The organism is Amycolatopsis sp. NBC_00438 (assembly GCF_036026695.1).
GTDB lineage: Bacteria > Actinomycetota > Actinomycetes > Mycobacteriales > Pseudonocardiaceae > Amycolatopsis.
In genome coordinates this window covers 4115187-4135911 of the sequence record NZ_CP107923.1, presented here as the reverse complement: position 1 = coordinate 4135911, position 20725 = coordinate 4115187, and the positions used below count along the sequence as shown (strand labels likewise).

General features: G+C 73.2%; 19 protein-coding genes. 8 read left to right on the top strand and 11 right to left on the bottom strand.

From position 1 onward, the window contains the following. Positions 1-185 precede the first annotated feature (185 nt). Positions 186-3017, top strand: coding sequence for a helix-turn-helix transcriptional regulator (locus OG494_RS18235; RefSeq protein ID WP_328457240.1), 2832 nt, complete (start codon positions 186-188; stop codon positions 3015-3017). Positions 3018-3138: 121 nt separating this feature from the next. Here OG494_RS18235 and OG494_RS18230 read toward each other — a convergent pair whose 3' ends face one another. From OG494_RS18230 to OG494_RS18215, 4 genes are all read right to left on the bottom strand, one after another. Beyond that, positions 3139-4389: an MFS transporter gene (locus OG494_RS18230; RefSeq protein WP_328457238.1), complete on the bottom strand. Its 1251-nt coding sequence runs from the start codon at positions 4387-4389 to the stop codon at positions 3139-3141. Between the two features lie 269 nt (positions 4390-4658). Beyond that, positions 4659-5204, bottom strand: coding sequence for an NAD-dependent epimerase/dehydratase family protein (locus tag OG494_RS18225; protein WP_328457236.1), 546 nt, complete (start codon positions 5202-5204; stop codon positions 4659-4661). Positions 5205-5295: 91 nt separating this feature from the next. Next, positions 5296-6156, bottom strand: a complete 861-nt coding sequence (locus OG494_RS18220) for an alpha/beta fold hydrolase (RefSeq protein WP_328457234.1) — start codon at positions 6154-6156, stop codon at positions 5296-5298. Further along, positions 6153-6890 (bottom strand): SDR family NAD(P)-dependent oxidoreductase, encoded by a 738-nt coding sequence (locus OG494_RS18215; RefSeq protein ID WP_328457232.1) that lies wholly within the window; start codon positions 6888-6890, stop codon positions 6153-6155. The genes OG494_RS18220 and OG494_RS18215 overlap by 4 nt, the downstream gene beginning before the upstream one ends. Positions 6891-6980: 90 nt before the next feature. Here OG494_RS18215 and OG494_RS18210 point away from each other — a divergent pair, with 90 nt between their 5' ends. Both OG494_RS18210 and OG494_RS18205 read left to right on the top strand, forming a co-directional pair. After that, positions 6981-7595 (top strand): TetR/AcrR family transcriptional regulator, encoded by a 615-nt coding sequence (locus OG494_RS18210; protein ID WP_328457230.1) that lies wholly within the window; start codon positions 6981-6983, stop codon positions 7593-7595. Beyond that, the gene (locus OG494_RS18205) at positions 7592-8482 is read left to right on the top strand and encodes a LysR family transcriptional regulator (protein WP_328457228.1); all 891 of its coding nucleotides are present in this window, start codon (positions 7592-7594) and stop codon (positions 8480-8482) included. The genes OG494_RS18210 and OG494_RS18205 overlap by 4 nt, the downstream gene beginning before the upstream one ends. 12 nt (positions 8483-8494) lie before the next feature. Here OG494_RS18205 and OG494_RS18200 read toward each other — a convergent pair whose 3' ends face one another. Continuing rightward, entirely contained in the window at positions 8495-9271 is a 777-nt protein-coding gene (locus OG494_RS18200; RefSeq protein WP_328457226.1) for an oxidoreductase, read from the bottom strand. 204 nt (positions 9272-9475) lie between these two features. Here OG494_RS18200 and OG494_RS18195 point away from each other — a divergent pair, with 204 nt between their 5' ends. Continuing rightward, complete coding sequence (locus OG494_RS18195) at positions 9476-12352, top strand: AfsR/SARP family transcriptional regulator (RefSeq protein ID WP_328457224.1); 2877 nt, start codon at positions 9476-9478, stop codon at positions 12350-12352. On the opposite strand, the gene OG494_RS18190 is transcribed toward OG494_RS18195, so the two are convergent. Then, entirely contained in the window at positions 12332-12964 is a 633-nt protein-coding gene (locus OG494_RS18190) for a dihydrofolate reductase family protein (protein WP_328457223.1), read from the bottom strand. The genes OG494_RS18195 and OG494_RS18190 overlap by 21 nt on opposite strands. A 64-nt stretch (positions 12965-13028) precedes the next feature. Next, positions 13029-13859, bottom strand: coding sequence for a helix-turn-helix domain-containing protein (locus OG494_RS18185; protein WP_328457221.1), 831 nt, complete (start codon positions 13857-13859; stop codon positions 13029-13031). Positions 13860-13907: 48 nt separating this feature from the next. On the opposite strand from OG494_RS18185, the gene OG494_RS18180 reads away from it, so the two are divergent. Continuing rightward, positions 13908-14402 (top strand): GNAT family N-acetyltransferase, encoded by a 495-nt coding sequence (locus OG494_RS18180; protein WP_328457219.1) that lies wholly within the window; start codon positions 13908-13910, stop codon positions 14400-14402. Between the two features lie 6 nt (positions 14403-14408). On the opposite strand, the gene OG494_RS18175 is transcribed toward OG494_RS18180, so the two are convergent. Continuing rightward, positions 14409-15548 (bottom strand): ROK family transcriptional regulator, encoded by a 1140-nt coding sequence (locus tag OG494_RS18175; RefSeq protein ID WP_328457217.1) that lies wholly within the window; start codon positions 15546-15548, stop codon positions 14409-14411. Between the two features lie 59 nt (positions 15549-15607). Here OG494_RS18175 and OG494_RS18170 point away from each other — a divergent pair, with 59 nt between their 5' ends. Beyond that, on the top strand, positions 15608-16852 hold the full coding sequence (locus OG494_RS18170) for an MFS transporter (RefSeq protein WP_328457215.1): 1245 nt from the start codon (positions 15608-15610) through the stop codon (positions 16850-16852). After that, positions 16849-17313: a hypothetical protein gene (locus tag OG494_RS18165; protein ID WP_328457213.1), complete on the top strand. Its 465-nt coding sequence runs from the start codon at positions 16849-16851 to the stop codon at positions 17311-17313. Before OG494_RS18170 ends, OG494_RS18165 begins: the two co-directional genes overlap by 4 nt. Here the strand turns inward: OG494_RS18165 and OG494_RS18160 are convergent. Together OG494_RS18160 and OG494_RS18155 are read right to left on the bottom strand one after the other, a co-directional pair. Continuing rightward, entirely contained in the window at positions 17310-18128 is an 819-nt protein-coding gene (locus OG494_RS18160; protein ID WP_328457211.1) for an SGNH/GDSL hydrolase family protein, read from the bottom strand. The two genes, OG494_RS18165 and OG494_RS18160, sit on opposite strands and share 4 nt — an antisense overlap. After that, positions 18125-19459: an MFS transporter gene (locus tag OG494_RS18155; RefSeq protein WP_328457209.1), complete on the bottom strand. Its 1335-nt coding sequence runs from the start codon at positions 19457-19459 to the stop codon at positions 18125-18127. Before OG494_RS18155 ends, OG494_RS18160 begins: the two co-directional genes overlap by 4 nt. A gap of 75 nt (positions 19460-19534) precedes the next feature. Here OG494_RS18155 and OG494_RS18150 point away from each other — a divergent pair, with 75 nt between their 5' ends. Then, entirely contained in the window at positions 19535-20227 is a 693-nt protein-coding gene (locus OG494_RS18150; RefSeq protein ID WP_328457207.1) for a TetR/AcrR family transcriptional regulator, read from the top strand. Between the two features lie 35 nt (positions 20228-20262). Here the strand turns inward: OG494_RS18150 and OG494_RS18145 are convergent, their stop codons facing one another. Next, the gene (locus tag OG494_RS18145; RefSeq protein ID WP_328457205.1) at positions 20263-20655 is read right to left on the bottom strand and encodes a hypothetical protein; all 393 of its coding nucleotides are present in this window, start codon (positions 20653-20655) and stop codon (positions 20263-20265) included. Positions 20656-20725 lie beyond the last annotated feature (70 nt).

Below are 20725 nucleotides of genomic sequence, written 5' to 3'. Positions count from 1 at the left end.
ATCGGTGGTCAACCGACGGTGAATGACCCCCCAACGGCAGGTGGCGGAATCGTGCTGAACCGCAAAGCCGGGCAATTGCCGAATTGTTATTTTCCGTGCGGAAGGGTCGGCAGCCCCGCTCGACGTTACGGACAACGACAGTGTACATCTTGTTGGGTAACAGTTTCCCTCCTACTATCACCCCTGTGCGACCGCTCACGGATGGTGCCGAGCTGCTGGTCGGCCGCGACAGTGAGCTGTCCCGGCTGGTCGGCTGGGTGCATGACGTGGTCGCGGGCCGGGGTCGCGCCGTGCTGGTGGACGGCGAACCCGGCATCGGCAAGTCCGCGCTGGTCCGGGCCGGCTGCGCCGCCGCCACCGGGGTCGGCTGCCAGGTCTATTGGGGAGCCGGCGACGAGCTGGGGCAGGCTCTGCCGCTGCTGCCGCTACTGGATGCGTTGCAAATCACGCCGTCCACGAAGGATTCCCGTCGTGGTGCCATCTCCGGGCTGCTGCACGGCCGAGCTGTCGCGGGCAAGGGCGCCGACCTCGCCGCCGCGGCCGCCGAGCAGCTGCTGGCGCTGGTGGACGAGCTCTGCCTGGACGGACCGGCCGTGCTGGTCGTGGACGACCTGCAGTGGGCCGACCGCACGACGGTGGCCGTGTGGAGCCGGCTCGCCCGCTCGGTGCGGCAGCTCCCGCTGCTCCTGATCGGCGTGCTGCGCCCGGTGCCGCGCCGCGACGACCTGCGTTCCCTGTTCCGGATCGTCGGGCCGGCCGAGCGAGTGCGGCTGGCCCGGCTGGCCGAACCGGCGGTGATCGAGCTGGTGACCGCGCTGGCCGGCGGCAGACCGGGTGCCGAGCTGGAGCGGCTGGCCGACGGCGCCGCCGGGAACCCGTTGTACCTCACCGAACTGGTCGACGCCCTGACCCGGAGCTCGTGCCTGGACGTCGACGACGCGGGTGTCGCCCAGCTGTCCGAGGGGGACACGCCGGACTCCTTGCCCGAGGCGATCGCGGACCGGCTGGGCTTCCTGCCGGAACCGGCGCGGGAGGTGCTGCGCGCCGCGGCGTTGCTCGGGGTCGGCTTCTCGGTCGCGGACCTCGTGACCGTGACCGGCACCCCGCTCCCCGCCCTGCTGCCCGCCCTGGACGAGGCCCGGACCGCCGGAGTGCTGGTGGCGGCCGGGGACGACCTGGCGTTCCGGCACCCGTTGATCCGCAAGGCCTTGTACGACGAGATGCCGATCGCGGTCCGGATCGCCTGGCACCAGGGCGCCGCTCAGTCCCTGGCCGAGGCGGGCGCGCCGGTCGAGCGGGTCGCGCTGCACCTGCTGCCGATGGTGTCCACAACGGACAGCCGGGTGCCGGTCCCGGCCTGGGCCGTGCAGTGGCTGCTGGAGGTGGCCGCGCCGTTGATCGGCCAGGCGCCCGCGGTCGCCGTCGCGCTCCTGCGCCGCGCGGTGCGGGACGCGCGGCCCGGTGACACCGTGACCGCCGCGCTGACCTGCCGGCTGGCCGACGCGCACTACCGCCTGGGCAACTTCGGCCAGGCCGAACGGATCGCGTGCCGCGCCCTGGAGCACCTCGACGACCCCGACCTGCTCGTCGACCTGCACACGACGGTCACCCAGTGCCGCGGGATGACCGGCCGCTCCGCCGAGTCCCTCGCGGCGCTGAACGACGCGGTGGCCCGGCCGGGCCTGCAGCCCCGGCACCGGGCCCGGTTGCTGGTGCTCGTCGCGCGCACGCACCGTGACCTCGGCCAGGTCGACACCGCGCGCCGGGTCGCCACCCAGGTACTGGAGGAGGCCGGCCAGGTCGAGGACCGCTGGGCCACCGGGTGGGCGTTGCACGTGCTGAGCCTGGTGGCGATGATGCGGGGCGAGTGGACCGCGGCGCTGCCGCTGTTCGAGCGCGCGATGGCCAAGGCGCAGGGTGATCCCGCGCTGACCGACCTCGGCCTGCTGCTGCGCATCAACCAGTCGGTCACCTTCGGGGCGCTCGACCGGTACACCGACGCGCTCGCCGCCGCCACGCGCGCCCGCGAACTGGCCGACCGGACCGGCAGTGTCGTGCGGCTGACCCAGGCCCAGAGCGCGCTCGGCCAGCTGCTGCTGGGGACCGGCCGCTGGGACGACGCGCTGGCCGAGGTGGACGTCGTCCCGGACGACCTCAAGGACCCGAGCGTGGCGTGCTGCGACCACGGGGTCGCCGCGATCATCCACTTCCACCGCGGCGACGGCCCCGCGGCCCGCAAGCACCTCGACGTCGCGGCGCCGTATTCGGAACGCATCGGCGGCCGGGTCGTGGAATCCCTGGCCCGGGCCCGCAGCCTCGCCTTCGAGCACGACGGCCAGCCGGGCCGGGCGCTCGCCGCGCTCACCGACGCGCTGACCGGTGAAGACGAGGGCGAGGACCTGCTCGGCGACGCCGCCCGGCTGGCCGCGGCGACCGGCGACCGGCCCACCGCGGAGGAGATCGACGCCCGGGTCCGCAAGATCGCCGCCGGCTCCACCGTGCCGCACCGCCTCGCGCTGGCCTCGTACTGCCACGGCCTGCTCGAGCTGGACGCGGCGACACTGCTGCGCGCCGCCGACGGCTACCGCGACGCGGGCCGCCCGCTCTCGCGGGCCAAGGCGCTGGAAGCCGCCGCGATCGCCTTCGCCGAAACCCGGTCCGACGACCGCGGCTCGGCGCGGGCCGCCTTCACCCACGCCCTCGACCTCTACGCCGAGCTCGGCGCGCACTGGGATGTGGCCAGGCTGCGCGCGCGGTTCCGGGCGTTCGGCATCCGGCGCGGCCCGACGGTGAAGCACCGCCAGATCACGCACGGCTGGGACAGCCTCACCCCGACCGAGGGCAAGATCGCCGCGCTGGTCGTGGAAGGCCTGTCGAACCCGCAGATCGCGGCCCGCCTGTACCTGTCCCCGCGCACGGTCGGCACGCACGTCTCGCACATCCTGACCAAGCTTGCCGTGCATTCGCGCATCGACATCGCCCGCGAAGCCGCCCGCCACCGGTCGGCGTCGGGCTGACGCCGGGCGGCAGGTGCGCCGGAATCGCCGGCGCACCCACCGGAACACGGTCGCCACGATCGGGCCGAGGATGCCCGGCCGATCGGCGGGAGTGAGGGTGGCTGCTGTCACCCGAACTACGTTATCGAACGTCTGAGCGAATGTCATCGCCGGAACGGGTGAAGACCACCAGGGCGCGTTTTTGTTGCGGGAGAAGGGAATAAGTCCGGTGACGTCGAGCGTCCTTGATGGATCGGGTGACGAGAGCGATCTCCGGTGCGTCCGGCTGGGGCTCGCTGAGCGGCTCCGGGGCCGGCCGCCGGGGCATCACCGTGAAGTGCCCGCTGATCACCTGGCCGATCAGGATCGCCAGCACCAGCATCAAGGGTGTCCGCCAGCCGCCCGTGTGCGTGTGCAGCCACCCGCACGCCAGCACGCCGAAGCCGGCGATGACGTACCCCACGCCCTGGACCACGGCCGACAGCGAGAGCGAGCTGTCCTTGCTGCGCAACGAGATCGTGGTCAGGACGAAGGCGAGCGACCCCATGCCCATGCCGGTGGTCGCGGCCCACAGCCAGGGCGCGGCCGCCGGGGCGAGGAGCAGGCCGGCGACGCCGATGGCGTTGGGCGTGGCCAGCGCGAGCACGAGGAGGGTCTGGTTGCGCCACCTGCGGGTCCAGCCGGGCACGAGCCACATCATCGGCAGTCCCATGGCCATCGACAGCGCGAGGCAGGCGCCCGCGGTGGCCGGGGGGACGCCCGCGTCGCGCAGGATCCCGGGTAGCCAGCCCATGACCAGGAAGGTGACGGTCGAGATGAGTCCGAAGTGGAGGGTCAACGCGGAGGCCCGGACCCGGCCGGAGGCCGGCCGCGGGGGCAGGAATTCGCCGGGGGCGCGCCGCCACGCCTGGTGGGCGAGCAGGGCCGTGAACGCCCACAGGCCCAGGCCGACCCGCCACGACGACGACAGCACGGCGACGGGCGTGACGAGCGCGCCGGCCGTGCTGCCCAGCCCGAGCCCGAGCGGGTAGGCCGCGGATCCCTTGGCCAGCAGCGGTAGCACGGTGCCGAGCACGGCGATGGACAGGCACGCCAGCGCCGTCCCGACCAGCAGCGGGATCGGGCCGCCGAGGACCCGCCCGAGCAACGCCCCGGCCAGCCCGAGCAGGGAGAAGGTGACGGTCCGGTGGGTTCCGGCGCGGCCGCACAGCCAGGGCGTCGCCCAGCCGCCGAGGCCGATCGCCCACAGGGGCAGGGCCACGAGCACGGCGGCGACCAGGCTTCCGGCAGCCGGGATGTCCGGCAGGGCGGCGCCCAGGCTCGTGACGGCCGGGCGCAGGTTGAGGGCCAGTACGAAGATCATCGCGGTGGATACGGCGGTAGCACGATACATCGCTCCTCCTCGGTATCGAGGTCGGAGCGTGGGGCCCCGTATAGCAATGCTTCGCGTCGGGGCCGCGGTAGACATCCGTCACCTGACGGATGTACGAGCTTCCCTTGCCCCTCAACGAGGTGCGGTGCTTCCGGCGGCTGCGGACGGGCGTGCATCGGCACGGCCGGACGGCGGTCCGCCGACGTCGCCCAGCAGGTCGGTCCGCGTGGGTGCGAAGCCCGGTTACCGGCGGGTCCGCGGGGCGCGGCACCGGCTCGGCGCGGCGAGGATCAGCGCGTCGAAGCACCCCACACGGTCGTGGCCTCGGCCGGGGTGAGGCTGCGCGTGGCGCAGCCCCGTTCCCGGGCCACGGCTTCGGCGATCCACCGGGTCGGCGTCTCGCCCGCGACCGCGTGGTCCAGGGCGCCGGCGGTGCCCCGGGCCAGCGCGAGCCCGGCGAGCCGCGCGACGTCGTCCAGGTGCACGTGGGAGTAGGTGCTGAGGCCTTCGCCGACGGAACACGCGGCGCCGGTGCGGTCCACCGACCTGCGGATCAGCGCCAGGTGGCCGTGTTCGCCCGGCCCCCGGACCATGCCGGGCCGCAGGACGATCGCGCGCACGTCCCGGCCGGCCGCGGCCCGCGCCGGCTCCTCGACGGCCGGCCGGCGCGCGGCCGGGGGTTCCACCGTGAACGGGTCGTCCTCGGCGAAACTGTCTTCACTCCAGGCGCCGCCGGTGCGCTGGAGGAGCACGCCACTGCCGGAGACGAACAAGAAGCTCGTTTCGGAGCCGGCGAGCGCGTCCTCGGCGCGGCCGCCGTCCAGGTCCCCGCGCACCGGCGTGATGCCGTGGCCCCTCAGGCGTTCGGCCGGCGAGGTCCCGCGCGATCCCGCCGATGAACCCCGTTGCGCCCGATGACCAGGATCTTCACCACCCGGCCTCCGCGAGGGTGCGGACGAACCATTCCGGCGCTTCCTCGGCGACAAAATGGCCGGTGGGGGCGATGAGGCCGGTGAGATCCGTGGCGTGGGGGCGCAGGGCCCCGGTCGTCTGGCCACCCACGGAATCCCGGCCGCCGATCGACAGCACCGGCACGCTCAGCCCGCCCTCGGCCAGCGCCTTCCGGTTCTCTTCGCCGTCTTTCAGCAGGGTGCGGTAGTGCTCGAAGCCGCCGCGAAGGCGATCGCGGCCGCCGTAGGACCGGGCGTAGAACGAGAGTTCCTCGGCGGTGAACGTCGACGGCGTGCTCCGGGCGGTGAAGGTCGCTTCGATGAATTCACGCTCGTGGCCGTCGAGCAGCATTTCGGGGAATTCCGGCGCCATGAAGAACCCGAAGTGCCACGAGCCGCCGGTCACGACGTTCATCGACTCCTCGAGGTCGACCCCCGGCAGGAAGGCGTCGAGCAGGACGACCGCGGCGACGTCGGCAGGCCGGTGCAGCGCCCAGGCGAAGGCGATCATGCTGCCGATGTCGTGCCCGGCGACCACCACGGGTCCGGACAGGCCGAGCGCGGTGAGCAGGCCGCGCATGTCGTCTGCCTGGTTGACCTTCGAGTAGCCGTCGGCGGGCCGCTCGCTGGCTCCGGTGCCGCGCAGGTCGGGGACGACTACGGTGTGGTGTTCGGCGAGGGCGGGCATGACCCTGGCCCAGGCGCGCCCGGTCTGGGGCCAGCCGTGCAGCAGGACCAGCAGCGGACCACGGCCGCCCACCGCGGCCGAGAGCCGGACGCCGTTGGTGTCGGCGGTGCGGACGGCGAAGCCGTCGGGCAGCCACTCGTAGGTGCTCATGCGGGCAGTCCGCTCGGCTCGCCGCCGTTGGCGACGACGACGGTGCCGTTGATGTAACTGCTCTCGGCGTCGACGAGGAACCGGACGACCCGGGCGATCTCTTCGGGTTCGCCGATGCGCTCGCGGAGATTGGCCCGGCCCAGGACGTCGACGTTCGCACCGAGCATGGCGGTGGTGCCCGCGGTGCGGACCGGGCCGGGGGAGACGCCGTTGACCCGGACGCCGCGGCCGCCGAACTCCGTGGCCCACGAGCGGGTCAGCAGCTCGACGGCGGCTTTGGACGCGCCGTACGCGCCGCCGATCGGCGCCGGCGAGGTCGCCGCGGTCGAGGTGATGTTGACGATCGTGCCGTGCCCCCGCTCGGCCATGGCCGGCGCGAGCGCGCCGACCAGCAGGAACGGCGCGCGGGTGTTGAGCGCGAACTGCCGGTCGAAGCTGTCCGCGGTCGTGTCCGGCGTGCTGGTGAACGTGTAGCTGCCGGCGTTGTTGATCAGGATGTCCACGTCACCGGCTTCCGCGGCGAGCGCGACGACCTCGTCGGGATCGGTCAGGTCCGCGCCGACGAAGCGCGCGGTGCCGCCTTCCGCGGTGATCTCCTCGACGAGCTGGGCTCCTCGCTCGGGGTCGCGGCCGTGGGCGATCACGTCGACGCCGTGGGCGGCGAGTTCGAGCGCGACGGCCCGGCCGATGCCGGCGGTGGCGCCGGTCACGAGGGCGGTGCGGGTGGGGGACATGGGGTCGGCCTCACTTTCTGGGTTGTTCTGTCCAGAACAGTAGGGGCGGTTTCTGGATTGCGCAACCCAGTCCTGCGGTAGGCTGACGCTGTGACCGAAGCGCCGAAACCGCGTCGCCTGACTCCGAAGGGCCGCGCCACCAGGGACCGCATCATCGAAGCCGCGACCGAGCTCATCGCCCGCCACGGCGTGGCCGGCACCGGGATCGAGGACGTGCGGGCCGCGGCCGGCGTGAGCGGTTCGCAGCTGTACCACTACTTCGACGGCAAGCAGGCGCTGATCCGGGCCGTCATCACCCGGCAAGCGGACTCGGGCCTGCCGCGGATCTCGGCACTCGACAGCTTCGAGGCGCTGCGGGCCTGGGCCGACGCCGGGATCGAACGACTGCGGGAGAACGACTGCCGCAGCGACTGCGACCTGGGCTCGCTGGCCGGCGAACTGAGCGTCAGCGACGAGGAGTCCCGGACCGACCTGGCCGACGGCTTCCTCCGCTGGAAGGACCTTCTGCTGGAGGGACTGCGAGCCATGCGCGACCGCGGGGAGCTGCGGGCCGACGCCGACCTCGACGAACTCGCGTTCTCGCTGCTGGCCGCCCTGCAAGGCGGCGTCCTGCTCTCGCAGACGATGCTCGACGTGCGGCCGCTCGAGGCGTCGATGAACGCCGCGCTGGCCTACATCCGGACGTTCGCCGCGAGCGCCCGATGAGCCTCCGCCAGTACGAGTACGCCCTGGCCGTGGCCGAAGAGGGTTCGGTGACGGCGGCGGCGGAGCGGTTGCGCGTCGCCCAGCCTTCGGTGTCCCAGCAGATCCGCGGCCTCGAGCGGGAGCTCGGCGTGCAGTTGTTCGCCCGCACGCCGACCGGCCTGGTGCCCACCGTGGTCGGCCGCGCGTTCCTGCGGGAGGCGGCGGTCGCGGTGCGCGCGTCGCGGCGGGCGCGGGCGACGGCGCGGGCCGGCGCCGACGAGCTGGTGGGCGAGCTGACGGTCGCGGTGCAGATGGGCTTCGGCACCCGCCAGCTGCCGGGCGCGCTGGGTGCGCTGCGCCGCCGCTTCCCGCGGCTGGAGGTCACCGTCCTCGAGGAACCGAGCTCCGCCGAGCTGGACCGGCTCGGCCGCCGGGGCGTGCTGGACCTCGCCCTGATGGCGGCGTGCGAGCAGACCCCCGACGACGCCCACCACCTCGGCGACGAGGAGTTCGTCGTGGTGCTGGGCGCCGGGCACCCGCTGCTCGCCGCGGACCGGGTCGGGCTGGCGGAGCTGGCGGGGGAGCCGTGGGTCCGGTTCGACCGCGACAGCGCGCTCGACGCCGTGCTGCTGAACGTGCTGCGGGACAACGACTTGACGCCGGACACGGTCGCCCGCGTGTCCCAGACGGCGACGGCCGTGCGCTGGGCCGCCGACGGGCTGGGGGTGACGCTCGTGCCGGCGTCCGCGGTGCCCGGCGGCCACGGGCACCTCGTCCGCCCGGTGTGCCCGGCCGTGTCCCAGCCCGTCATCGCCGTGCTCCGCCAGGGTCCGGGCCCGGCGGAGACGGCCCTGCTCGAACTCCTGCGCCAGGAGACCTGGTCCGGTTCCCCCGCGCCGGTGTCCTGAGGGCTTTCGGCGTCACCCCATGGGGAATTCCCCGCCGTCCACGATGAGGTTCCGCCCGGTCAGCCAGCTCGCCCGGTCGGACACGAGGAACAACACGGCGTCGGCGATGTCCTCGGGCCGGCCGTCCCGCCCCAGCGGTGTGGTGTCCTCGGCGTTGGTCTCTCCCGGCGCCACACCCAGGCTCGCCCACTGCTCGCGTGTCGTCTCACCGCCGGGCGTGGCGGTCCGGCCCGGGGACACGGCGTTGACGCGGACGCCGAGCGGGGCCAGTTCCAAGGCCAGCCCCCGGCTGTAGTTCTCCAGTGCCGCCTTCGCGGCCGTGTAGTGCAGGAATGGTCCGATCGGGGTGAGGACCGCGGCCGAGGAAATGTGCACGACCGTTCCCGACCCTCGTTCCCGCATGCCCGGTACCAGCAACGAATCCAGCCGTACGGACGCCAGGTAGTTCAGCGCCAGCGCGTCCTGCCACCCCTCGTCCGGAATGGCCGAGGAATCGGCGTACGGTCGCGCCCCGCCCGCGTTGTGGACCAGGACGTCCACCCCGCCGAGCACCTGCTCCGCGGCCGCGGCGAGCGCTTCCGCGCCGGCCCGGGTCCGGACGTCGGCCTCCACGAAGGAAGCTCCTTCCGGCACGGTGCTCGTCGCCGACCGCGCGGTCGTGAGCACCTCGGCGCCCGCGTCCAGGAGCCGCCGCACGACGGCCGCGCCGATGCCGCGGGAACCACCCGTGACCAAGGCCCGTTTTCCCGCGATTCCGCGGATTTCCGGGACGTTTCCGATCGTGGTCATGCCACCGGTCCTTTCGATTCCGTGTTCGTGTATTTCACGGTAGGTCCGGAAAAGGACGAGGCGCAAAGACGAAATGTCAGCAGGCGCCATAGGGAAGTCCTATACGGGCCGATCGGCGGGACAACCCCTGGGCAGGCGGTATCGGGCGGCTGACTGAGCGTATACGCTGTGCCCGGTTTCCGTGACTCTCGGGAGGTGGGTGCGGTGCTGCGGTTGCTGGGGGAGGTGGCCGCGTCCGTCGACGGCGCGCCGGTGGACCTGGGGCACCCGAAACAGCGTTGTGTGCTGGCCGCGCTGGTGGTCGAACGCGGCCGCGTCGTGCCGATCGACCGGCTCGCCGAGCGGGTGTGGGGGACCGCCGTGCCGTTGCGCGGCCGCGAAACCGTGCACAGCTACATCTCCCGGCTGCGACGGGCCCTGAGCGCGGTGCGCGGAGTGGCCGTCGTGCGGCGATCGGGCGGATACGCCCTGATCGCGGACGCCACACCGCTCCCGGTCGACCTGTACCGGTTCCAGGACCTCTGCGCGCAGGCCGGCGCGGAGGGCGACGACGCGCGGGTGGCGTCCACCTTGGCCGAGGCGCTGGCGTGGTGGCACGGCCCGGCGCTGACCGGGCTGGCCGGGGAGTGGGCCGACGCCGAACGCGACCGGCTGGAGCGGGCCCGGCTGGCGGCCCAGCTCGACCTGGCCGAGGCGCGGCTGCGGCTGGGCGAGGGCACCGGGCTCGTCGCCGGGCTCGCCGGCCTGGCCGCCGCGCACCCGTACGACGAGCGCATCGCGCGCCAGTACATGACGGCCCTGCACCGGGCCGGGCGCACGGCCGACGCCCTCCAGCACTACCGGGAGGTCCACACGCGACTGACCGGGGAGCTGGGCATCGATCCGACCGCCGCGCTCAAGGACACCCACCGGCAGCTGCTGGGGCGGGACCGCGAACCGCCGCCCCCGGACAGCCCGCCCGCGCGACCCGAAGACCCGGTCCGCCGCACCTGCCTGCCCCGCGACCTCCCGGACTTCACCGGCCGGGACGGCGAACTCGCCCGGCTGGTCGCCGCCGTCGACGACCGGGCCGCCGTCTACTCCGTCGACGGGATGGCCGGGGTCGGCAAGACCGCGTTCGCCGTCCACGCCGGTCACCTGCTGGCCGGCCGGTTTCCCGACGGCGCCCTCTTCGTCGACCTGCAGGGCCACAGCGCGGGGAAGACGCCGCTGACCGCGGACGAGGCGCTGGAAGTGCTGCTGGGGCAGCTCGGCATCGCGGCGACCGGGGACGCCAAGGCGCAGTGGCGGGCGAAGACCGCGGCGCTGCGGCTGCTGGTCGTGTTCGACAACGCCGTGGACGAGACGCAGGTGGCGGCGCTGCTGCCCGCCGGTCCGAGCCTGGTGATCGTGACGAGCCGGGCCCGGCTGCCGGACCTCGCCGGGGCCCGGCCGGTGTCCCTGGCCGTTCTGCCGGAGGAGGAAGCCACGGCGTTCTTCGCGCGGCTGGTGGGCGCCGACCGGGCGGCCGCCGAGCCCGAGGCCGTGGCCGGCATCGTCCGCCTGTGCGCCGGCCTGCCGCTCGCGCTGCGGTTGTCCGGGGCCCGGCTCGCGCACCGCCCGGCCTGGCCGATCGCGTACCTGTCCGCGCAGCTGGCCGACGCGCGGCGGCAGCTGCCGAAGCTGTTCGCCGACCGCGAGGTGGCGCCGGCTTTCAGCCTGTCCCACGAGCACCTGTCACCCGGTGACCAGCAGCTCTTCTACGCCCTGGCCCGGCACCCCGGCGCGGACGCCGACACCGCGGTCCTCGCGGCGATGACCGGTACGCCGGTGGGCCCGGCCGACGACGCGCTGCAGCGGCTGGTCGACGTCCACCTGGCCGAGGAGGCCGTGCCGGGCCGGTACCGCCAGCACGACCTGGTGCGGCAGTACGCCCGCGGGCTGTCCGACGACCCCCGGCCGGTCGAAAGGATGCTCGAGCACTACCTGAGCGCCATCACCGACGCGGCGGCCCGGTTCGAGGCCGGCGGCCCGGACGCCGGGACGGCGCACGCCTGGCTGATGGCCGAGCGCGGCAACCTCCTGGCCGCGACCCGCTGTGCCGCCGTCGAGGGCCACAGCAACTACGCCTGGCAGCTGGCCATCTCGTTCTGGCACTTCCTGGGGCGCGACCTCGGCAGCGACCCGATCGAACTGCTGGAGCAGGGCCTGGCGGCGGCGCAGGAGACGGCCGAGGGCGGGGACGGCCTGCTGAGCACGCTGCTCGCGCTGGCCCACTGGTCCGCCGGCCATACCTCGCGGGCCTACGACCTGCTGACCGCGTCGGCGAAACAGCCGGAGAACACCGAAGCCCACGCGCACACGCTCGCCCTGCTCGGTTTGATGCTCCTGCAGCGCGGCGACCACCCGCGGGCGGCGCGGCACGCGCAGGCGGCGGCCGACGAGCTGGCCGGCCTCGCGCGCCTGTCCCCGCTGGGCATCGACGCCCGGATCATCACGTGCTGGACCCGCGGCGTCGTCCGCTGGCTGAGCGGCGAAGACGAGACCGCGCTGGACTTCCTGCGCACGGCCTACGCCGGCTGCGAGGAACTGGGCCGGCTCAGCCCCAACGACCACGTCCTCACCGCGCTGGCCCGCTGCCTCATCACGCTCGGCGACGTCGACGAGGCCCTCGGCCACCTCCACCAGGCACACGACCTGCGGCAGCGGATCGGGGACCGGGAAGGCGAAGCCGAGGCCCTGGTGCTCATCGGCACGGCCCACCGCTCAGCGGGACGCGCCCACGACGCCCTGGCGCCGCAACGCGCCGCGGTGACCATGCTCGACGACGACGCCCGGCTCCACGCCCACGCCCGGATCGAGCTCGGCCGGACCCTCGACGCGCTGGGCAACGGCACCGAGGCCGTCGAGCACTACACGCTCGCCCTGACCCTCGCGGTCCGGGGTGAGCACCTCCACGAACAAGCCCAGGCCCACGCCGAACTCGCCCGGTCGCTCACCGGCGCGACCGGGGAACACCGGCGGTCCGCGGCGGACATCGCCGCCCGGCTGGGTCTGGCGCGCCCGAAGTCGTTGCCGCACTTACGCCCCGCCGGCTGGTGAGCGGCGCACCTTGAACTTCAGGTGCAGCACCCGGTCGCCCTGGACGACCACGTGCGGATCCTCCAGCAGGTGCTGTCCTCCGATGCCGGCGAAGAACGGCTTGCCCGACCCGAACACGACCGGCACGACGTCCATCGCCACCTCGTCCACGAGTCCGGCGGCGAAGATCCGGCTGCCCGCTTCGCCCGCGTTCACCGCGATGGTCCGGTCGCCGGCCAGCTCCTGGGCCCGGGCGATCGCCGCTTTCGGGTCGTCGACGAAGTGGTAGGACGCCTCGGGGTGCCAGCCCGCGGGCTTGGGCCGGTGGGAGACCACCACCACGTGCTCACCCGCGGGCGGCTGCCCCTCCCAGCCGTTCACCAGGTCGAACAGGGTGCGGCCCATGATGATCACGCCGATGCCGTCCCACATCTCCCGGACGTACGGCGCCGACGCGCTCGAGACCCGGAAGCCGGTGCCCGCCCCGGAATGGTCGAACCGCTCGTCGCCCGGGCTGCCGGTGATCGGGGTGTCACCGGAGAAGTACCACTCGTGCAGCGGGCCGACGTCGTCGTGCTCGTCGGCGATGAAGCCGTCCACCGACACCACGTTGTGCATGATCACCGTGCCCATGGGCCCTCCTCCGGTCGTCTGGCCCGATCTTGGCGCCCCGGGCCGTGGCCGGGCTTGTAAAAAATCACTCGGCGGGGATCGGCGGGAACGGCCCTTCGGCCGGGAACCGGCGCCGCAGGGCCAGGAACTCCGTCGGGGTGTGGCCGGTGAAGTCCTTGAACTCCTTGCCGAAATGCGCCTGGTCGAAGTAGCCCACGCGGTGCGCGAGCTCCGCCCAGCCGGCCGGGCCCTGCGCGTCCACGGACAGGATCAGCCGCGCGAAGCGGTAGATCCGCGCCACCCGTTTCGGGGTGATCCCGACGTGGGACTTGAACTGCGCGGCCAGGTGGTTGCCGCTCACCCCGGCGGCCTCGGTCAGCGCCCCGACCGGGACCGCGCCGTAGGAGGTCGCCAGCCGCCCGCCGGTGTGCCGGACCAGGTCGAGACCGCGCGCCGGCGCTTCGGCGAGCCGCGAGCGCAGCTCTTCCTCGACCACGCGCAGCGTCTCGCCGGGCGAGGCGAGTTCGCCGACCCGGTCGCGGATGCGGTCCGGCGACCGGTGCCAGACGGCGTCGACCGGCACGCACCGGTCCCGCAGCTCGCTCGCCGGGACGCCGACGAACGGCGACAGCCCCCACGGCTTGAAGTGCACCCCGACCAGGCGTACCCGCGCGGGGAACTCGACGCGGAAGCGCCGGGTCCACATCCCCGTGAACCACCCGCCGGCGAACACCGCCGGCGGCACCGAGGGATCGGAGTCGTACAGGCGGACGGGCTCGCCCAGGTTGAGGAACAGGTGCGCCGACGGCATCGGCGGGACGGTCACCAGCCGGTGGCTCGGCACGCCGCTCTGGCAGTAGACGTCGTCGATGAACCGGTCGAGCGGCGGGGCGGGTACCTGGCCGACGTACTCCATGAGTCCAGTGTGGCCACGCGGGTCGGGCCGCGCGATAGGTTGCCCGCCATGATCGAGCCCTGGCCACCTGCCCCGATCAAGACCGAGCGGCTCGTGCTGCGCGAGTCCGAGGCCCGGGACCGCGCGTCGTTCGTCGCGCTGTTCGCCTCACCCGAGGTCGGCACCCACATCGGCGGCCCGCGGCCGCGGGACGAGCTCGAGCGCACGGTCGCCGAGGTGCCCGGGCGGCGTTTCGGCCTCTTCGTGGTCGAGCTCGACGCGGCGATGATCGGCATGATCACGCTGGACCGGCGCGACGCCAGGACCGAGCTCGGCTACCTGTTCCTGCCGGCGGCGTGGGGCCGCGGATACGCCTTCGAGGCGTGCGCGGCCGTACTCGGCTGGTTCGCCACCGCCCGCCCCGGCGAGCCGGTGGCGCTCTTCACCCAGACTGCCAACGTCGCCTCGTTGCGCCTCGCGGCGAAGCTGGGCTTCGCGGAGGTGGAGCGGTTCGAGGCGTACGGCGCCGAGCAGTGGTCCGGCGTGTGGACGCCGGCCGGCTGAAGCGCTTCACTGCCGCAGGAGCAGCGGTTCGGCGATCGGCAGCCGCAGGCCGGCGGGGTCGGGCAGGCCGTAGCGGGTGTTGAGCACCTGCATGGCCGCGCCGGCGGCGACGACGTCGGTGCCCAGCGAGGTCAACGAGACTTCCACCGTCAGCCAGTCGGCGCCCGGCAGCTCGGTGCGCACCGCGTGTTCCACGGCGTCCCGGTAGACGTCGCCGTGGCGGAGCAGGTCGGCGCCGCCGAGGACGATGTGGCCGAGGTCGAGGGTCTGCAGCAGGTTCACCACGCCGGTCGCGAGCACCGCCGCGGCCGCGGCGGGATCGGCGGCCGCTTCGTGGACGGCCTCCAGGCAGCCGTGCCGGCCGCAGGCGCACCGCGGTCCGTCGAGCCGCACGACGGTGTGGCCGAATTCGCTGGCGTTGGTGTGCGCGCCGCGGTGCGCGGCGCCGCGCAGCCAGAGGCCGGCGCCGACCCCGGCGTCGACCACCACCAGGGCGGCGTCGCGGAAGGCGGGACCGCGTCGCCAGGCCTCGGCGGTGACCCCGGCGGTGACGTCCTTGTCGAGCACCACCGGCAGGCCCAGCCGCTGTCCGGCGAGCTCGGCCAGCGGGACGTCGCGCCAGTGCCGCAGCCGGTGCGCGCCGCGGACGGTGCCGCTCGACTGGTCGAGCGGCCCGATCATGCCGATGCCGACGCCGGCCAGCACCCGGGCCGGGTCCGCGCCGGGGGCCGGATCCGGCGTGGTCAGGCGGTGCTCGGCGATCATCGTCGTGACGCCGGAAGCGAGCCGGACCAGCAGCTGCTCCGGGGTGAAGTCGTCCGGCAGCGGGGTCGCGGTGGACGCGCGGACGGTGCCGGCCAGGTCCGTCAGGGCCAGGCGCAGCTCGCGGCGGGTGACGTGTGCGCCGATCGCCCAGCGGCTTTCCGGGACGAGCCGGTAGACCGCGGCCGGTTTGCCGAGCGCCGGGCGCCGCACGCCCGCCGGTGCGAGCAGGCCCTCCTCGACCAGGCGCGCCAGCACCTTCGAGACCGCCTGCGGGGTCAGGCCGGTGACCTCGGCGACCGTGCCCCGCTCGAGCGTCGGCAGGGTCCGGGCCAGCGCGATCACCAGCGCCTCGTGGTAGTCCCGCAGGAAGGCCAGGTGCACCGCGTCACCTTACCGCCGCCTTCTGGTACTAACGCAACAGCGTTGCTAAAGTCGCCGGAATGGACGACCTCTCCCGCCGGCGCCGCTGGGCCGCGCTGCTCGCACTGGCCCTCGGCTCGGTCGCGATCGGGCTCACCGAGTTCGTGCCGGCCGGGCTGCTGCCGGAGATCGCGCGCAGCGTGCTCGGGGACGAGTACACCCGCTCCGAGCCGGACGCCGTCGCGCACGCCGGCTGGATGATCACCGCATACGCGCTCGGCGTGGTCGTCGGCGCGCCGTTGATCGCCACGATCACCGCGCGGCTGCGGCGCAAACGCCTGGTGCTCGGGTTGCTGGTGCTGTTCGTGCTCGGCACCGCGGCGTCCGCGGTCGCCTCGACGTTCGGGCTGGTCCTGGCGGCCCGGTTCGCCGCCGGGCTGCCGCACGGCGCGTACTTCGGGGCGGCCGGGCTGCTGGCGGCGTCGCTGATGGGGCCGGGCAGTGAAGGCCGCGGGTTCGCGGTGGTGCTGAGCGGGCTGACCGTCGCCAACGTGGCGGGCGTCCCGGTGATCACGCGGCTCGGGCAGGCCGTCGGCTGGCGGACGGCGTACCTGGTCATCGCCGGGGTGTTCCTGCTCGCGCTGCTGGCCGTGGCGGCCACGGTGCCGGACGCGCCGGCCTCGGGCGGATCGCCGGCCGACGAACTGCGGGCGTTGCGGCGGCCGCAGGTGTGGCTGGTCGTGGCGACCGCGTCGATCGGGATCGCCGGGTTCTTCGCGGTGGACAGCTACCTCGCGCCGATCACGACGTCGGTCACCGGGCTCTCGCCCGGCTCGGTCGCGTGGGTGCTCGTCGCGGTCGGGCTGGGCATGACCGCCGGCAACGTGCTGGGCGGCTGGTACGCCGACCGGAACCTGCACCGGGCCATGGTGGCGGGCTTCGCCGCGGTGATCGCCGCGAACGTCTACTTCGGACTCATGGTGGGTTCGGCGTTCGGGTTGTTCACCGGCGCCTTCCTGATCGGCGGGACGATCCTGTTCCTGGGCCCGGTCCTGCAGGCACGGCTGATCGCGGTGGCGCCGGGCGCCCAGCTGATGGGGGCGGCCCTCAACCAGTCGGCCTTCAACGCGGCCAACAGCATCGGCGCGGCGCTGGGCAGCGTGGTCATCGCGGCCGGGCTGGGCTACCGCGCGACGGCGTGGGCCGGGGTCGTGGTGAGCGCGATCGGGTTCGCGCTGGCCGCGGCGGGCGTGGCGCTGGAGCGCCGGCGTTCCGCCCGGCCGGCGGCGGTCCCGGAGGAGAACCGGATAGGGTCCGGCGGGTGAAGTACCCGGAACTGGAAGCGGCGATCCTGGACCTCGTCATCGCGGCGAGCGGCGACAACGCCGAGGCGTTCGGCGCCGCGACGATCACCCGGCTGCTCCGGGAAGACGCCGTGGAAGACGCGATGCCGGACGAACTTTCCGAAGACGCCTGGGCCGCGCTGGCCGCCGCGAGGGAGTCGATCCTGACCCTCGACGCCGACGAGGTGGGCGCCCTGATCACGCGGATCGACGCGGGGGTCCTGGTCGACGACGACCTCGATCGCGGGATCGTCGCCGCGCTGACCGCCCTGATGCACTGGAACAGCTACCTCCGGGGCCGCCGGCGCGGCGAGCTCTACGAACTGGCGATCCGCTCGATCGAGGACGTCGACTTCCAGGTGAGCGCCGATCTGAACGACATGCTGGCCACCCCCGAGATGGCCGCGGAGTACGACCGGATCCGCGGCCTCCTCACCTCCTAGCGGACTCCGGCGGCCGCGATGATCGCGGCCGCCGCGGCCATGCCCGCCGCGTTCGGGTGATACGGGTACGCCGGGGAGGCCGGCACCGCGCCTTCCAGCCAGCGCGACGCGGGTTCGGCGCACAACCCGTGCCGGGCACTCGGTCCCCGGATGTCCACATAGGACGCCTGGTGCCGCCCGGCCTGGTCGGCCAGCATCACCATCAGGCGGTCGAACGTCGCCTGGATGTAACCGGCGTCGGCGGCGGTGTACGGGTCGGCCGGGTAACAGCCGCCCGGTGGCCAGTAGGTCAGGTAGCCGACGACCACCACACGGGCGGCGGGGGAGCGGCGGTGGATCTCGGTCAGCGCGGCGCCGACTTTCGGTGCGGTGGCGGCGATCCGGGCGGCGAACCGATCGACACCGCCGCTGGTGTACTGGTCCCGGCACGACGGGACGACGGGCCCGTCCGGGCTCGCGCACGTCACGAAAGCCGAGCTCAGCACGATGTCGTTGGCGGCGATCGCGAGCGTGACGAGGTCGGTGTCGCGGCGCAGCGCGTCGAACTGCGGTGCGACGATCCCGGCCTGCCGCCCGGTGAGATCGGCGGTCGTCGCGCCGGAGCACGTCACGTCGGTGAGGGCCGCGCCGAGCCGGGTGGCCAGCACGTGCGGCCAGTTCCGGTCCGAGCGCAGGCACGTCGTGTCGATCTGGTCCGGGATCAGCGGCCCCGCGGCCGACGAATCACCGAGCGCCACGTACCGGATCCGCCCGCCCGCTTCCGCCGGTGCGGCGGCCAAACAGGCCAGCAGCACCACCACCAGCACGTACCTCACTGGACCGGCTGCTCTTCGGTCGGCGTGACGGCCCGGTCCTTCACCGCGGCGCGCCGGATCGACATGCCCAGCACCGGCACCAGCGCGACGGCGACGCAGGCGGCCGCGGCGAACACGTAGTACGGCGCGACGAGGCTGTCCGTGGAGCTTTCGATGAGGCCGTAGACGTACGGCCCGACGAAGCCGCCGGTGATCCCGAGCATGTTGATGAACGCGAGCCCGGCCGCCGCCATCAGGCCGGACAGCCGTGACATCGCGACCGACCAGAACAGCGGCAGCGTGCCGAAGGCGAAGAAGTTCGAGATGAAGAGCAAACTGATGCTCCACACCGGGTTCCGCGAAACGAGGAAGCCCAGCAGGACCAGCAGCACGGCACCAGCGCACACGCCGATGAGCACGACCTCGTGCCCGTACCGGCTCTTGAACCACGGGAAGAACAGCACACCGGCCAGCCCCGAGATGCCGCCGCTGCCCGCCACGAGCCCGATCAGGAACGGGCTCTGCAGGCCGAGCGACTGGATGTAGGCGGGGAAGTTGAAGCCGATCCCGCCGCCGATCGACTGGTTGATCAGGTAGATCGCGCCGAGCAGCAGCACGGTCGGGTGGCCGAACGCCCGGCGCAGGTTCCCGCGGACCCGCGTCGGGGACGCCGTGGTGTCGCCGACGGCCCGCTCGGAAAGCACCGCCGCTTCGTCCGCGGTGAGCCACTTCGCGTCCGTCGGACGGCTGGGCAGCGTGAACCAGACGACGACGCCGATGAGGACGGTGACCAGTCCTTCGACGAGGAACATCCACTGCCAGCCGCGCAGTCCGGCGACGCCCTGCAGTTCCATCAGGGCGCCGCCGACGGGGGAGCCGATGATGACCGCGACGCAGGGCGCGACGTAGATCAGGCCGACGATCGTGACGCGGTGCTTCTGCGAGAACCACTGCGTGACCATGTACATCATCGCCGGGAACAGGCCCGCCTCGGCGGCGCCCAGCAGCAGCCGCAGGATGTAGAACGACACGTCGTCGCCCACGAACATCATCGCGGCGGAGACAACGCCCCAGGTGATCGCGATGCGCGTGATCCACAGGCGCGCGCCGACGCGGTAGAGGATCAGGTTGCTCGGCACCTCGAGCAGCGCGTAGCTGATGAAGAACAGGCCGGCGCCGAGACCGTACGCGGCCGCGCTGAGGCCGATGTCGGCCGCGAGTGAGGTCTTGGCGAGGGCGACGTTCGTGCGGTCCACGTAGGACATGAAGTAGGCGAGGCCGAGCACCGGCAGCAGCCGGGTGACGGCCTTCTTGGTGGCGAGTTCGTGCAGGAGGTCTCGTGCGCTCGTCATTGGACGCCCTTCAGGTGACTTCTCACTCTGGTACCGTCTGACCTGCAATACTACGGAGTATCACGGTAGGGTTCGGTGCGTGTTGGTGTCAACAGCCCGAGCCTGACGTGGGACGATGGGCACCTGAAGAACGAGGAGGACGACCAGGTGAGCGCGAGCCCCGACGTCGAACCCGGTGCGCGGAGCAGGATCCTCGACGCCGCGGCGGAGGCCTTCATGGCGACCGGCTTCGCCAACGCCACGATCGACGACATCGCGCGTGAGGTCGGCGCGACAAAAGGCTTGGTGTACTACCACTTCCGGTCGAAGTTCGACATCTTCCTCGCCGTGTACGAGGAGGCGATGGGGCGCGTCCACGAGCGGATCGAGGTGCTCGCCCACGGCGACGGCACGGGACGCGAGCGGCTCGCGGCGATGTCGGAGGCGCACGTGGTGAACCTGATGCAGGACCTGGCCTACCACCACGTCGTCCACCAGGCGGTGCGCGGCCAGGTGGCGACCGCGCTGAAAACCCGTCAGATCCAGGCGTTGCGGGAGCTGAACCAGCTGCGCAGCGACTACGAGCAACTGTTCCGGAAAGTCGTGGAGGCCGGCATCGCCGACGGTTCGCTGCGCGCGGTCGACGGGTCGCTGGCCACCCGGACCCTGCTGAGCAACCTCAACGCGGTCGACACGTGGTTCCGCCGGATCGAAGGCCAGCCGGCCGAGGAGATCCGCGCCCTGGCGCGCCGGATCGTGGACCTCCTGATCGGCGGCCTGGCCGGCTGAACCCGGCCACGCCGCCTACCCGCGCCGGGGCGGGATCAGAACTCGTCCGCTTTGGTCAGCTCGTGCTCGAAGGCGTCCGCCCGGGCGACGAGCGTCTTGAGGGGACGCTCGAACTCGAGCTCGATGCTGAGGTCTTCCAGGGGCAGCGTGTGCTTGAGCAGCGCGACGCCGTCCACGACCGCCGCGCCGCCGGCGGCCGAAGCCCCGGCCAGTTCGAGCAGCTGCCGCAGGTCGATCTTGTCGGCCCAGCCGACCGGCGAGGAGATCTCGATCCACGCCCCGCCGTCCAGCTCGGGCAGGTGGTGCACGGTCGCCTGCTGCGTCCGGTCCTGCGGGCCCGCGAGGCGGAAACGCAGCCAGTCGTCCTGTTCCTCCAGGACTTCGTACCGCGTCCGGACAAAGTTGATCACATCGGTCCAGGTGGTCACCCGCTCCGCCTCTCGCCTAAGACCCTTTCAGCGGGACGAGCATCTCACGCCGCTCCCGGGCCCGGCACTC